This window comes from Erythrobacter sp. (assembly GCF_030066995.1).
Taxonomy (GTDB): domain Bacteria; phylum Pseudomonadota; class Alphaproteobacteria; order Sphingomonadales; family Sphingomonadaceae; genus Erythrobacter.
In genome coordinates this window covers 1-14134 of the sequence record NZ_JASJAP010000008.1, presented here as the reverse complement: position 1 = coordinate 14134, position 14134 = coordinate 1, and the positions used below count along the sequence as shown (strand labels likewise).

The 14134-nt window shown below is 62.9% G+C and carries 14 protein-coding genes; 8 read left to right on the top strand and 6 right to left on the bottom strand.

Features of this window, described 5'->3' with window-relative positions; genetic code table 11:
* Window positions 1-58: 58 nt before the first annotated feature.
* From QNI87_RS15625 to QNI87_RS15610, 4 genes are read right to left on the bottom strand one after another with little or no spacing between them, the layout of a single operon-like run.
* A complete protein-coding gene (locus QNI87_RS15625) occupies window positions 59-1345 on the bottom strand; it encodes an acyl-CoA dehydrogenase family protein (RefSeq protein WP_300598282.1) in 1287 nt (428 codons plus the stop codon).
* Between the two features lie 3 nt (window positions 1346-1348).
* On the bottom strand, window positions 1349-2698 hold the full coding sequence (locus tag QNI87_RS15620) for a phosphotransferase family protein (protein ID WP_300598281.1): 1350 nt from the start codon (window positions 2696-2698) through the stop codon (window positions 1349-1351).
* A gap of 19 nt (window positions 2699-2717) precedes the next feature.
* Entirely contained in the window at window positions 2718-3494 is a 777-nt protein-coding gene (locus QNI87_RS15615; protein ID WP_300598279.1) for a M48 family metalloprotease, read from the bottom strand.
* 39 nt (window positions 3495-3533) lie between these two features.
* Complete coding sequence (locus QNI87_RS15610) at window positions 3534-4961, bottom strand: aldehyde dehydrogenase family protein (protein WP_300598277.1); 1428 nt, start codon at window positions 4959-4961, stop codon at window positions 3534-3536.
* Between the two features lie 144 nt (window positions 4962-5105).
* On the opposite strand from QNI87_RS15610, the gene QNI87_RS15605 reads away from it, so the two are divergent.
* Window positions 5106-5822, top strand: coding sequence for a glutathione S-transferase family protein (locus QNI87_RS15605; RefSeq protein WP_300598275.1), 717 nt, complete (start codon window positions 5106-5108; stop codon window positions 5820-5822).
* Window positions 5823-5884: 62 nt separating this feature from the next.
* Window positions 5885-6760 carry an S-methyl-5'-thioadenosine phosphorylase gene (gene mtnP, locus QNI87_RS15600; protein WP_300598273.1) on the top strand — a complete coding sequence of 292 codons (876 nt, stop codon included), beginning with the start codon at window positions 5885-5887 and terminating at the stop codon, window positions 6758-6760.
* Window positions 6761-6764: 4 nt separating this feature from the next.
* Here the strand turns inward: mtnP and QNI87_RS15595 are convergent, their stop codons facing one another.
* A complete protein-coding gene (locus QNI87_RS15595; protein WP_300598270.1) occupies window positions 6765-7067 on the bottom strand; it encodes a YciI family protein in 303 nt (100 codons plus the stop codon).
* A 151-nt stretch (window positions 7068-7218) separates the two neighbouring features.
* Here QNI87_RS15595 and putA point away from each other — a divergent pair, with 151 nt between their 5' ends.
* Window positions 7219-10386 carry a bifunctional proline dehydrogenase/L-glutamate gamma-semialdehyde dehydrogenase PutA gene (putA, locus tag QNI87_RS15590; RefSeq protein WP_300598268.1) on the top strand — a complete coding sequence of 1056 codons (3168 nt, stop codon included), beginning with the start codon at window positions 7219-7221 and terminating at the stop codon, window positions 10384-10386.
* Between the two features lie 57 nt (window positions 10387-10443).
* Window positions 10444-10974 (top strand): hypothetical protein, encoded by a 531-nt coding sequence (locus QNI87_RS15585; protein ID WP_300598266.1) that lies wholly within the window; start codon window positions 10444-10446, stop codon window positions 10972-10974.
* Window positions 10975-11004: 30 nt separating this feature from the next.
* On the opposite strand, the gene QNI87_RS15580 is transcribed toward QNI87_RS15585, so the two are convergent.
* Window positions 11005-11385, bottom strand: a complete 381-nt coding sequence (locus QNI87_RS15580) for a nuclear transport factor 2 family protein (RefSeq protein WP_300598264.1) — start codon at window positions 11383-11385, stop codon at window positions 11005-11007.
* Between the two features lie 104 nt (window positions 11386-11489).
* Here QNI87_RS15580 and QNI87_RS15575 point away from each other — a divergent pair, with 104 nt between their 5' ends.
* The 4 genes from QNI87_RS15575 (at window position 11490) to QNI87_RS15560 (ending at window position 13959) form a co-directional block, all read left to right on the top strand.
* The gene (locus QNI87_RS15575) at window positions 11490-11999 is read left to right on the top strand and encodes a MarR family transcriptional regulator (RefSeq protein ID WP_300598262.1); all 510 of its coding nucleotides are present in this window, start codon (window positions 11490-11492) and stop codon (window positions 11997-11999) included.
* A gap of 31 nt (window positions 12000-12030) precedes the next feature.
* On the top strand, window positions 12031-12831 hold the full coding sequence (locus QNI87_RS15570) for an enoyl-CoA hydratase/isomerase family protein (RefSeq protein WP_300598284.1): 801 nt from the start codon (window positions 12031-12033) through the stop codon (window positions 12829-12831).
* Between the two features lie 86 nt (window positions 12832-12917).
* Window positions 12918-13472: a dCTP deaminase gene (gene dcd / locus QNI87_RS15565; RefSeq protein WP_300598260.1), complete on the top strand. Its 555-nt coding sequence runs from the start codon at window positions 12918-12920 to the stop codon at window positions 13470-13472.
* A 148-nt stretch (window positions 13473-13620) separates the two neighbouring features.
* Window positions 13621-13959 carry a cytochrome c gene (locus tag QNI87_RS15560; protein ID WP_300598258.1) on the top strand — a complete coding sequence of 113 codons (339 nt, stop codon included), beginning with the start codon at window positions 13621-13623 and terminating at the stop codon, window positions 13957-13959.
* The last annotated feature ends 175 nt before the right edge of the window (window positions 13960-14134 follow it).

The window sequence follows — 14134 nt, the reverse complement described above, 5'->3', positions numbered from 1 at the left end:
AACCATCACACTATGGTGGACGGGCGGGGAGGCGGGACGGGCGGGCTGAAACTCCCAGTCAGTCGTACATCCCCTTTTTCGGTCCCAGATAGCCAAACAAGTACGCCGCCACTTTGCGCATCTGGATTTCCTCGCTGCCCTCGGTGATGCGATAGCGGCGGTGGTGGCGATAGATGTGCTCGAACGGCGTGTGGCGCGAATAGCCGATGCCGCCATGCACCTGCATCGCGCGGTCCGCGGCTTCGCAGCACAGCCGGTTCGCCCAGTAATTGCACATTGAGACCTTGTCCGAAATGCTCCGCTCGATCTCTTCATGGGGCATATTGTCCATCTCCCACGCGGTCTTGAAGATGAGCAGGCGCAGCATCTCGGCCTGCGTGGCGAGTTCGACCAGCGGGAACTGGATCGCCTGATTTTTCGAAAGCGCCTCGCCAAAGGGTTTGCGCTGGCGGGCGTATTTCACACTCTCGTCGATGCAGAACAAGGCCGCCCCGCAGCTGCTCGCCGCCTGACGGATGCGGTTCTGGTGGACGAAGCTTTGCGCGAGAGCGAGGCCGCGCCCCTCGACGCCGAGGATCGCGCTGTCGGGCACCCACACGTCTTTTACTGAAAGGCGCGGGTGGTCGGTGGGCATGTTGAACGTCCACATCCATTCCTCGATTTCGAGGCCCGGGGAGGGGTTGGGCACGAGGAAGCAGGTGATGCCCGACGAAGCTCCCGCTTCGCCGCTGGTGCGTGCGAACATCGCGCAATGCGTGGCGACATGCATGCCCGTGATCCACATCTTCTCGCCGTTGATCAGCCAGCCCTCAACGCCGTCGCGCGTCTCGCGAACGGCGGTGGTTTCCATATGGGTGGCGTCCGAGCCGTGGTCGGGTTCGGTCAGGCCGAAGGCGACCCGGCGACGGCCCTCGAAGCCGCCGAGGATGAATTCCTCTTTCTGCGCTTCGGTGCCCCATTGATCGAACATGGCGACGAAGGGGAAATTGCCGACGATGGAGTGCTCGTTCTGGAGGTCGTTGTGCAGGCCAAGGCCTTTGCGAGCCAGATGCTCGCGGATGAGGGCCATCCAGAGGTTTTCTCCATCTTGCCCACCATACTTCTTGGGAGCCGAGAACCGCCAATACCCAGCAGCATCTGCTCTGCTGGTAGCCTCCTTGAGCAATTCCTCCCACTCTTCTCGAGGCAATCCGCCATTGTCCCAATCGGTCCGCGAATGCTCGCGGCGGTGGTCGAAAAAACGGATGTTATCATCTTGATTTTCGAGCGGCTTTATCTCTGCCTCAATGAAAGCGTCGAGTTCGTCGAGATAGGCCTGCAGATCGGCGGGAATTGCGAAGTCCATTTGTTAGTCCTTGCTCTTTATCAACCAGCGTTCCTTCGCAGCCGCCAATGCAGGATAGTTTGGCACATCGGAGCTAAGTTTCTCGAGAGCTTCCTGCTGCAGGTTCCATAGCAGATTTGGGGTCTGAAGAGTTTCCTTGCCTTCAAGGATTCGTTGCGCGCATTCGCGATCAAAATGATCGGGCATGAAGTGCGCGTCGCGAGCAATCATTTTGAGCGCATTTCGAGCGACCGCATGCTGGAACTTATTATGGCCCGACATGAGCGGCTTTATGGTTTCAAGCCATTCGAGAACCGCCTGAGCCAATTCGCCGTTCTCAGCTTCGCCGATACTCTCTTCGACTTCAAATTCGAAGCAAGCTGGCTCCCGTTCCTTCTCCGGCGCATCCTCCTCCAACAGCATCAGCAGGTCGAGCTCCTGCTCGCTCGTCCGGCGCGAGATCACGACGCGCTCCAGCATGCGGTCCTCGCCGCTGCGCCAGATTTTGGCCATGCGTAAGCAACCCAGAGCCCACCACACGGTGCGGTGGATCAGCCAGTAACGGAAGCGTTCGCGGTCGACGGTGACGCCGTTTTCAGCTTCGTAGGCGGCGAAGTAGTCTTCGAGGCTGCCCAGCCCCAGCGCGGGCCGGTCGTATCGGTGGAAGCGCCACACCGCCATGCAGCCGAAGGCGAGATCCTCATGCCGGTCGCCAAAATGGGCGAGCTCCCAATCGAGCACACCGGTCAGCTTGCTGTCCTCAGCCAGCAGATTGCCCATGCGATAATCGCCGTGGTTGAGGACGTACGGGGCCGGGTCAGGGCAATTGTCCTCCAACCATCTGAGGCCCAACGCGATGATCGGGCGATCCCCGCCCGCTTCCTCGAATTGGGCGCGCAAATCCGCGATGGCCTCGCGATAATCCATGACGGGGACAGCCTCCGGCAAGTCCTCTCGCCGCAGTGAATGGATACGCGCCAGATCACGCGCCGCTTGGGTGAGCAGCGCGTCCGGGTCTTCCATTTCAAGAATTTGCTTGGGGTTTGGCGTGCCCGGTAAGGCCTGCATCACAAAACCCGAACCGATGCCGTCCTCGGGCAACAGCTCCGCCACCACACGCGGCGCGGTTACGCCCGCCGCATTGGCCTGGCGAATGATCTCCGCTTCGATATCGTGCCCAAAGGGGCGGTCGTCCATGAAAGCGAGGCTCGGAGCGCGGCGCAGGACGAAGGCACGCGCCCCGCACAAAAACCGCCAGCTCTCCATGGTCGCGCCCCCGGTCAGCCGCTCCAGACCCGTTGGCGGCGAAAGGCCCGCGCGCGCACATACCCGCGCCAGCCCTTCAATCAGTTCATCGGGAGTGGTGTCTCCCATTCAGTGTCCCATCCAGCTGTCAGGCGAGCTTCTTGCGCATCCGCCTGGCGCGTTTCCTCGGGCTGGGGTGCGTGGAAAGCCAGTCCGGCCCGGAGGCCCCGCCGGCCCCGCCACTCATCGCGTCGAGCTTGTCGAGCGCGGTCACGCAGGCTTGCGCGTCGTAATTGTTGGCCTGCATGAAATCGAAAGCGTAGTCGTCCGCCTGGCGTTCGTGCTTCTGCGAGTGCTGGGCGGTGATCACATTGCTGAACAGGGCCCCAAGCTCTGAAGACGCCAGACGCCGGACATCGCCGCTCGCCGTCCCCGCGACGCTGAGCGCGGCTTCTTTCTGCAACGCGCCCTCCATCCGCTTTCGCGTGTGTTCCTTTTGCACGTGGCCGATCTCGTGCCCGATGACGTAGCGCACTTCGTCATCGGTAAACTGATCCATCAGCCCAGAATACACCCGGATGGTGCCGTTCGCCATCGCAAAGGCGTTCACATCCTCGACCAGATAGGCTTTGATGTCGAGATCGAGCCCGTCGTAGTTTTCAAGCCCCTGCGACAGCGCTGCGATGCGCTGGCCGTAGGGGTCATCGGGCCCCGCGACGGTGTTTTGCGAATCCATCTGGGCCGACATCTGATCGAAATAGGCCGCCATTTCCTCATCGGAATAGCTGACCGCATCCACGACCTTCTTGGCCGAGCCCATGATATCGCCAAAACTTTGTGCGCTCAGCGGCGCGGCAACGCTCATCCCGCCAAGGATCGTGCCCATGGCCACGATCTGGCGACGCGACAAATGCGTGTCCGACATATCTTGTCCCCTCTTGGTATTGTCGGTCTGGCCGCACCTTCAGGCGACCACGTTGTCCTTCTTCACGGTGATCACCTGCGGGTAGGTGAACTCCCGCAGACCTTCCTTGCCGTACTCTGCGCCAAAGCCTGACTGCTTGTGACCGCCGAACGGGGCAAAGGGCGAGAGGTGCATGAATTCGTTGACCCACACCGTCCCGGTTTCAAGCTGCTCGGCGACCTCGACGCCCTTTTCCGGGTCGCCGGTCCACACCGCTCCGGCAAGGCCATAGTGGGAACTGTTGGCGCGTTCGATCACTTCGTCCTCGCTTGAGAACTTCATTAGCGGCATGACCGGGCCGAACTGTTCTTCCGCCACAATCCGCGCGTCCTCGGGCGGGTTGTCGAGGATCGTGATCGGCACGTAATAGCCGGTGCCCGAGGGGTCCTTGTCGCCGCCGGTCAGGAACTTGTAGCCGTTGTCTTTCGCGTCCTGAATCAGCTCCAGCACCCGGTCGTACTGCTTCTTGTTCTGAATCGGGCCGACGCCGGTGCCCTGCTCGGAGCCATCGCCCACGACGACGGTCTTGGCGTATTCGGCGATCGCGGCGGAAAGTTCGTCGTAGATGTCCTCGTGGATATAGACGCGCTTGGCCGCGATGCAGACCTGGCCTGCGTTCTGGAAGCTGGACCAGAACAGCTGTTCGGCGACCTTCTTGGGATCGGCGTCGGGCAGCACGATCGAGGCGTCGTTGCCGCCCAGCTCCAGCGTGATGCGTTTCAGGTCCGCGCTTGCGCCTTCCATGATCTTCTTGCCCGTCGCTGTCGAGCCGGTGAAGGTGATCTTGTCGATATCCGGGTGGCCGGTGATCAGCGGGCCGAGGCTGTCTTCGCCGGTGATAATGTTGACGGTGCCCGCCGGAACCTTGTCCGCGACAAGTTCGGCAAGGCGCAAGGTCGTGAGCGGCGTGAAAGGCGAAGGTTTGAGGACGATCGTACAACCGGCCATCAGCGCGGGAACGATCTTCTGGACCGCCATCATGACGGGGAAGTTCCACGGCACGATGCCGCCAACCACGCCAACGGGCACACGGCGGTGGCGGTGCAGACGCGTGTCGTCGTCCTGGACGATCTCCTCTTCAAGCTGCAGCGTCGATTGCGCGGCCGAGATGCCCGCTGCGCCAAAGATTTCGCCCTTGGCCTGAGCGTGCGGCTTGCCCTGCTCGCTGGTCAGCAGGCGGTAGAGTTCATCGGCGTTTTCCTTGATCGCAGTCGAGATCGCCATACAGGCGGCATGACGCTCTTCGAAGGTCGATGTCTTCCACGTCTTGAAGGCGGCGCGCGCCGCGGCGACCGCTTGGTCGAGTTCGTCCTTGCCGCAAGCCGGCACGCGCCCGATGACTTCTTCGTTTGCAGGGTTGACAACATCGAGCCATTCGTCGGTCTCGACCATCTCGCCATTGATCAAATTTTTATACTGCGTTGCCATGATGGATCCTCTCTCGTGCAGCGGGGACTTTGAGTGACTCTGTTTTGATTAGAGTGACGTGTTGCATTTCAAAACGCAATGATTGTCACGGCCATTGCGCAAATGCGGGTTGCGACTAAGAGGACGCGCGAGCAGGAGAGTCACATGGCACAGCCGCCCCCCGATTTCCTCATCTACGGCTCGCCGGTCTCGCCGTTTGCGCGCAAGACGATGGCCTGCGCAATCGAGAAGGGCGTGCCTTTCGATGTGGAACCGGTCAACATCATGAGCCCGCCCGAATGGTTCCCCGCGATTTCTCCGATGAAGCGCATTCCGGTGCTGCGCGACCGCTCGATCGCGGCTGGGGGCGACCACTCCAGCGCACAGGGCACGATCGCCGACTCGTCCGCCATCTGCGCCTATATCGAAAAGAAGCACCCCGAACCCGCTCTCTACCCCGCCGACGCCTTCGCCTATGGCCGCACGCTGTTTGTGGAAGAATACGCCGACACCGCCCTCGCGCCGATGGCGGGGATTGGCGTCTTTCGTCCGATCTTCTTCTCGATCGCTCAAGGCAAGGAACCCGATATTCAAAGGGCCAGGGTGGCCTGGGCGGAAGAGTTGCCGCCTGTGCTCGATTATCTTGAAGCCGCGCTGGGCGAGGCGGATTACTTCGCCGGAAACGCGCTGAGTATCGCCGATATCGCGATCACCTGCGCCTTCATGCAGATCGAGCTGGTGGCCAGGGCCCCGCTCGATAACTGGCCTCGTCTCAAGGCGCACCATGCGCGCATGACCGCGCGCGCCTCGATCGCTGGTCCTTTCGGGAAAGCGCAGGCCTTTATCCGCAAGGCCTTGCCCGACCCGTTTGACCTGACCTAAGGCCAGCGATCACCCAGCGGACCCCAGACAGACCAAAAGACAAAGGCGCGCGTACACTCACAATGGCCAGCGAATGGTGCATCGGGATCATCGGCGGATCGGGGCTCTACGAGATAGAGGGCCTCGAAGACGCGCAGTGGATCGCCATCGACACGCCGTGGGGCGAGCCGTCGGACGAAATCCTGTGCGGAACGCTAAGCGGTGTGAAAGTACGCTTCCTGCCGCGCCATGGCCGGGGCCACCCGATCCCGCCCACCGAGCTGAACGCGCGCGCCAACATCGATGCGTTGAAGCGCGCGGGCTGCACCGACATTGTCGCCATCTCGGCGGTCGGTTCGCTGCGCGAAGAGCTTGAGCCCGGGCGCTTCGCGCTCGTCGACCAGTTCATCGACCGCACCTTTGCGCGGCCCTCAACCTTCTTCACCAGTGGCTTTGTCGCCCATGTCTCGATGGCCGATCCGACCTGTCCGCGCCTGTCGGAGATGTGCGCCAACGCGCTCACCGCGAGCGAGGGCAAGGTGGCCGTGGGCGCGACCTATCTGGCGATGGAAGGCCCGCAATTCTCCACCCGCGCGGAAAGCCGGATGTATCGCCAGTGGGGCGCGGATATCATCGGCATGACGGGCGTTCCCGAAGCCAAGCTCGCGCGCGAGGCCGAGATGCCCTACGCGCTTGTCGGCATGGTGACCGACTACGATTGCTGGCGGGAAGGCGAAGCGGTCGATGTCGCCGAAGTGATCGCGCAGATGCAGGAAAACGGAGCGCTGGCCCGATCCATGGTGGTCAAGCTGGTCGAGGATCTGCCCAAGAAGCGCAAAGCCTCGCCCATCGACACGGTGCTCGACACCGCCATCATCACCGCACCCGAAGAGCAGGACCCAGAAACGATGGCCAAGCTCGACGCGGTCGGCAAGCGGCTGTTTGCGAAGAAAAAGTAGTGGCTTAAGGCCCGTCTTCGGACGGTCGCCAGATGCCGGTCAGGAATTCGAACTCATTGACGGTAATCGACTGCCACACGCCGGCGACGAAATAGGGATCCTGCTCGAAAATCGCGCGTGCGGCGGCTTCGTCCTCGCCCTCGATCACTATCAGCGATCCGGCGGACTCGCCGCCCTTCTTGAGCGGCCCGCCCAGCTTGTACTTTCCGACATGCGCGAAGATATGCTCGAAATGCGCCTCGCGCACCTTCGGGCGAATGCGGGGGGCGTCTTCTCCATCGCGGCAATAAAAGGCGAAATCAGGCATCGTGTCCTTGGCTCCTTGGGAGGGATCGCGCCGTATCCCTGCAACCGGCTCTAGACGTCAATCCCCCTCGAATGCGAGCGCTTTCGCGCGTATATCGAACCGATAACCGGAACGCCGACTCACTCGGCTTTTTGAAAGCGACCCGTTCACCGTGACTGCAGCCGACCTTCCCAGCGCCTCGATCGCCTTCCTCGACCGCAGCGAACTGCGGCACGCCTATCGCGAGGATGAGGAGGCGTGCATTGCCAAACGGCTCAAGCAGGCTGCGCCGGCGAAGAAGGTGGCCAAGCAAGCCTCGCAACTGGCGATCGAACTGATCGAGGGTGCGCGCGAATTCAAGGCGTCGGGGATCGACGCGTTTCTCCAGCAATATGGTCTCGACACCGAGGAAGGCGTTGCGCTCATGTGCCTGGCCGAGGCGCTGTTGCGCGTGCCCGATAACGAAACCGCCGACGCGCTCATCAAGGACAAGATCGGCGCGATCGACTGGGGCGAGCATCTCGGCGAATCCTCCTCCACCTTCGTCAACGCGGCGACCTTCTCGCTGATGCTGACCGGGGAAGTGCTCGAACAGCCCGAGGAGCACCAGAAGGGTCTCGGCAAGACCCTGCGAAGCACGATCAACCGTCTTGGCGAACCCGTCATCCGCAAAGCGACGCTTCAGGCGATGCGGATCATGGGCGGGCAGTTTGTCTTCGGCCGGACAATCGGCGAAGCGCTCAAACGCGCAGCACCCGAACGCGCCAGGGGCCTGACTCACAGCTTCGACATGCTCGGCGAAGCGGCGATGACTTTCGCCGATGCAGCCCGATATCGCGAAGCCTATGCAAGCGCGCTCGACCGCCTGGCGCAGGAAGCGGGCGGCGGCATTGGCGGCTCGCCCGGCATTTCGGTCAAACTCTCTGCCCTCCATCCGAAGTATCTTTACATGCACGCCGAGGAAGCGCGGCGCGACATCGTCCCGATCGTGCGCGAACTCGCTATAAAGGCGCGCGATGCGGACATTCATTTCACCGTGGATGCCGAGGAGGCCGAACGACTCGAACTCAGCCTCGACATCATCGAGGAGCTTGTGGCCGACGACGCGCTGTTCGAGCGCGCCAATGGCGCGCGCTGGGAAGGTTTTGGCCTTGCGATCCAGGCCTATCAGAAGCGCGGCACGCCGCTGTGCGACTGGATCGCCAAGTGCGCGCGGCGTCACAATCGCCGCCTGCTCGTCCGGCTGGTCAAGGGCGCTTATTGGGATAGCGAGATCAAGATTTCCCAGGTCGGCGGTTTTACCGACTACCCGGTCTTCACCCACAAGGTGGCGACCGATGTCTCCTTCCTCGCCTGCGCCGCGCGGTTGTTCGAGCACGAGGATGTGATCTATCCGGCCTTTGCCACTCACAACGCGCTCACCATCGCATCCATAAAGACCATGTCGGCCGGGCGTCCGTTCGAATTTCAGCGCCTCCACGGCATGGGCGAAGAAGTCTACGCCACGCTGCGCGCTCTGGAAGGCAACGATCCGACGCCGGTGCGCATCTACGCGCCGGTTGGCGGGCACAAGGAATTGCTCGCCTACCTTGTGCGCCGTCTGCTTGAGAACGGCGCGAACACCAGCTTCGTCAACCGAATGGGCGATGCGGACCTGGCCGCCGAAGAGCTGGTTGGCGATCCCGTCGCCGAACTCGAAGCGATGGCGCCGCGTCGCAACACGGCAATCCCGCTCCCCGCGAACATTCTGGGCGAGCGCGTGAACAGCGCGGGCGTCGATCTGTCCGATCCGCTTGTGCTCGCGCCACTGCAGCAACGCCTCGATGCGCTCGCCTCACGCCAATGGGTCGCTGAACCTACTTTCCCGGCTGAGGATGCGGGAGAGATGGCGCCCATCACCATGCCTCATGATCTTGAGGCGACAGCGGGCACGCGCCGCGATGCAACGCCCGAAGAAGTCGACGCCGCGTTCGAGCGGGCCGCCGCCATCCAGCCGGGCTGGGACGCTTTGGGGGGCGAGAATCGCGCGCTGCTGCTCGAAGAGGCCGCCGATCTGTTCGAAGCGCACACCGACGAGTTTCTCAGCCTGTGCCAGCGCGAAGCGGGTAAGACCCTGCTCGATGGCGTCGCGGAAGTGCGCGAGGCGGTCGATTTTCTGCGCTACTATGGGCACGAAGCGCGGCGGCAATTTGCCAGCCCGATCGTTCTGCCCGGACCGACGGGCGAGGAGAACACGCTGAGCCTGCACGGGCGCGGGGTGTTTGCGACGATCAGCCCGTGGAATTTTCCGCTCGCGATCTTCACCGGCATGGCCTCCGCTGCGCTCGCTGCGGGCAACACCGTGATCGCCAAGCCCGCCGAACAGACCCCGCTGATCGCCGCGCTTGCGGTGCGGCTGTGCCACGAAGCGGGCATCCCACCCGAAGCGCTGCAATTGCTGCCCGGCGCGGCGGAAGTGGGCCAGGCGATTACCTCGCATCCGCTGCTGGCGGGCGTCGCTTTCACCGGGTCGACCGAGACCGCGCGCCTGATCAACCAGACGCTGGCCGCGCGCGAGGGGCCGATCGCGACGCTGATCGCGGAGACCGGCGGGCAGAACGCGATGATTGTCGATTCATCCGCGCTGCCCGAGCAGGTCGTGCGCGATGTGCTGGCGAGCGCGTTTCAGAGCGCGGGCCAACGCTGTTCCGCGCTGCGCGTGCTCTATCTGCAAGACGATGTCGCAGACGAAATGCTAGCGATGATCCGCGGCGGCTTCGAAGCGCTGTATGTCGGCGATCCGGCGCGCCTTTCGACCGATGTCGGCCCGGTGATCGATCCCGACGCGCAGGCCGCGCTCGAACGCCACGTGGCGCGGCGCGAGGCTTCGGGCAAGATCGTGCACCGCATTCAAATGCCTCCGGAAACCGCGCGGGGCTGTTTTGTCGCGCCCACGATCATCGAGATCGACTCGATCCTCGAACTCAATCGCGAGAATTTCGGCCCCGTTCTGCATGTTGCGCGCTTCAAGGCGGAAGAGCTTGGACAGGTGGTCGCGGATATCAACGCAACCGGCTACGGCCTTACGCTTGGCCTGCACAGCCGGATCGCGGCCACCCGCCGCTTCGTTCAGGCCCGCGCGAAAGTCGGAAATTTCTACGTCAACCGCAACCAGATCGGGGCGATCGTCGAAAGCCAGCCGTTTGGCGGCGAAGGGCTGTCGGGCACCGGTCCCAAGGCGGGCGGCCCGCACTATCTCGCGCGCTTCGCGACCGAGCGGACCGTTTGCATCGATACGACCGCGGCGGGCGGCAATGCGAGCCTGCTGGCGGCGATGGGCGAGCCGTATTTGCAGAACTGACGCTTCAAGGACGCGACACCCTTGCCCCGCTCTTGCGAGGCGATAAACATAGGCGCGATGCTCCGCCTGTTCTCGCGCCTTTTGCTGCTCCTCGCCTTCGTTTGGTCCGGCCCCGCCTTCGCCGAGGTCCGGCTCCATTTCCACAGCTTCAACGGCAGCGTCATGTGGGGTCGCTATCCGCACACCTTCATCGTGCTGGAAGGAACGCTGGAGGAAACCGGGCGCGTGGTGAATGAGAATTACGGCTTCTCCGCGCGCAGCGTGACGCCTGCGATCCTCTCAGGGCCGGTCGAGCACATGATCCTGGCGGAAAGCGAGAAGAACGTGCGCAAGACCAACCGCCATTTCTCGATCACCTTGAGCGATGCGCAGTACATCAAGGTGATCAAGCTCGTGCGTTCATGGCAGGAAGCGCCGGGCCGCTTTTACGATCTTGAAAACCGCAACTGCATCCACTTTGTGGGCGAGATCGCGCGGCTTGTCGGGCTCAGGGTCGATTACCCTCAAGACATGCTGCGGCGGCCCAAGAAATGGCTCAACCACATCACCGCCATGAACCCTGAGCTTGGTGCACGTGTGATCGATTGAAGGGCATGGCGCACTTGGCGGCGCGCCGCGTCACGCCAGAAGACTGGTGTCGAAAATGATGTATTCCTCGCGCGCCATTCCGTCCCTGATCCGGAAGCGGTCGACGCCGTGATAGGGTCGTGGCTCGCCATCGATAAGCGCTGACGCGTTCCAGAAGATGTAGAGCAACTCGCCCTCTCCAGCGCAGTCTATCGCCGTCACCTCCAGACCGTCCATCTGGTCGAGCAAGCCGCTCATCACCTCAACGTACTCCGCACCCGAAAAAGTGCCTTGCCCGCTGAAATGTATGGTGGCGTCCGGCGCAATGATTTCGGCCACACGCGGGCCGGTGGGGTTGGCCCAGAAGGACTTGAAACGCTCATAGAATTCACGGTGTTCGGCGCTGAGAGTGGAGGTTGCTTGGGCGGTCATAGCTGGCTCCTTGGGACGCGCTGATCATGATGCGGTCAATTTTATGTGCGCAGCGCACGTATTGTCAAGTTGAATTGTGTGCATAGGGCACGTATTGCCGTCGCATGACCGATCGGACCGCTAATCTGCTGGGAACCCTATCGCTGGCGGTGGCCGATCGCGTTGGCGAGACGACGCAGGCCATTCTCAACCACTCGGGGGAAACGGCGGCGGCGCTGGTCGTGATCGGATATGGATTTGGGCCGTCGAACGAGAGGCTGCGCAAGGTTCTCGGTCTCTCCCATCCGGGCTGTGTGCGGCTGGTGGATAGGCTGGCGGCCGATGGTCTGGTGGAACGGCGTCCGGGCAAGGATCGGCGCGCTGTGGCGCTGCACCTGACGCCTCGCGGCCGCGAAGCGCGCGAGCGTATCCTTGAGGGCCGTATCGCCGCCATTCGCCCGTTCCTCAGCCAACTCGCCCCGGAGGAGGAGGAAGCGCTCGGCGCGCTCCTGCATAAATTGCTCGCCTCGCTCGACACCAGCGACCTGGAGCGCTGCCAGTTCTGCCGCTTGTGCGATGACAGCGTGTGCACCGATTGCCCGATCCCCGCTGACTTTCGCACAGCGCTGCCCTAAAGTCGCGTCCAGAAGGGACAGGGTGAACGCTATGACACGCAGGGTGGGAGACCCCGTGACGATCGAGCGCGAGAGGCATGTCGCTCTCGTCACGCTGGATCGGGGCGACCGCCTCAACGCGCTGTCGCTGGAGGCCATGCGCGCGCTCAAGGCCGCCGCCGAAACCTTGCGCGAGGACGCGGGCGTTCGCGCGATCGTGCTCACGGGCAAGCAGACGTTCTGCGCTGGAGCGGACCTCTCAGACCCCGAAATGCGCGAGCGCGAAGGCCTGTCGGCCGTCGAGAAGCGCAGCGCGCTGCGGCTCGGCCCTGAGATGTGCGAGGCCTGGGCCAAGCTTGAACCGATTACCATCGCCGCGATCGAAGGATTCTGCATCGGCGGCGGTCTGGCGCTGGCGGCGTCTTGCGACCACCGGGTGAGTTCGAACGCGGCCCATTTCCGCCTGCCCGAGGTGCCGCTCGGCCTGAATATGAGCTGGCGTTCGGTGCCGCGTCTGGTCGCCCTGATCGGTCCGTCGCGCGCAAAAGAACTGATCGTCCTGGGGCGCAAGGTCGAGGCGCCCGAAGCGCTCGCTTGGGGGCTGATCGACCGGATGAGCGAGCCCGGCCAGGCGCTGGAGACCGCCAAGCAGCTCGCGCTTGAATACAGCAGGCTCCCACCCCTCGCGGTGCGCATGGCCAAGGAAGCGATCGAGGTCAGCGCGCACCCGCTGGCGCACGCGACCAGCTTCATGGACCGCGACCAGTTCATGCTCGCGCGCGCCTCGGCAGACCACGCCGAAGCGGTGGCGGCCTTCCTCGAAAAGCGCAAGGCGGATTTCGAGGGCGACTGACACCGCGCAGCGCCCAGGCCAAGACCTCCACACCTAAATCGCTCCCGCGCTTGCCCCCCTCGCCGCCTTCGGGAATCGTTGCGCGCATGGCTATTCTCTCCGATACATGGATTCGCAAGCAGGCTGAGACCAACGGCATGATCGAGCCCTTCGTCGAGGCGCAGCGGCGCGAGGGCGTCATCTCCTATGGCCTCAGCTCTTTCGGCTATGACGCGCGCGTTGCGCCCGAATTCAAGATCTTCACCAATGTCGACAGCGCCATTGTCGATCCCAAGGACTTCGCCTCGAACTCCTTCGTCGACCGCGACACCGATGTCTGCGTCATCCCGCCCAATTCCTTCGCGCTCGCGCGCACGGTCGAGTATTTCCGCATCCCCGAAGACGTGCTGGTCATCTGCCTTGGCAAGAGCACATATGCGCGCTGCGGAATCATCGTGAACGTCACCCCGCTGGAGCCGGGCTGGGAAGGCCACGTCACACTGGAATTCTCCAACACCACGCCGCTGCCTGCGCGCATCTACGCCAATGAAGGCGCGTGCCAGTTTCTGTTCCTGCAAGGCAATGAGCGGCCCGAAGTCACCTATGCCGACCGGGCGGGCAAATATATGGGCCAGAAGGGCGTAACGCTGCCGCGGCTTTAGGCGCTACTGGTCGGCAAGCGATGGCGAGAGACGGGCAGCTTTCGACCCCGGTTGCGACCACTTCGAGCGAGGAGCCCATCGGTTTATCGGCTGGTTGTTTTCCCCGGCCCGGTTGCGTTATCCCTCCGCATCAGGAGAGTCGCAAACCATGCCCAGATATCTGCTCATCACCCCGGCTCTTATGTTCATCGCCGCTTGTGTGACGGATCGCGGCGCGAACGAACTCTCCGATAGCGCTGCCAAGGGCAGAGCCTTTGCGCAAGCCAACTGCGCAGGATGCCACGCCCTCGACGACGGGGTATCACCGAACCCGAACGCGCCGAGCCTTCGCCGCGCGGCGCGCCGATTGCCGGACTGGATGGTGGCGGGATCTTTCCAGCGCGGCGTTCAAATCGGTCACACGATGGAGATGCCGGTATTCGAGTTTGAGGATGAGGATATCGACAATCTGCTCGCCTATATGGAGACGCTGAAGGACAAGAATTGAGCGCTTGCCGACGAGCCGACGAGCGGCGGCAAAGCCTTGGCGAAGGCGCAGGCGAGCGCCGTTGTTTCCGCCTGCGACCCCACTAGCGGACATATTTCGTCATTCCCGCGCACGCGGGAATCCATTGAGCTAGGTCCAATGCACAAAGAGTTTCAACCAACGGTTTGCCTGTTGG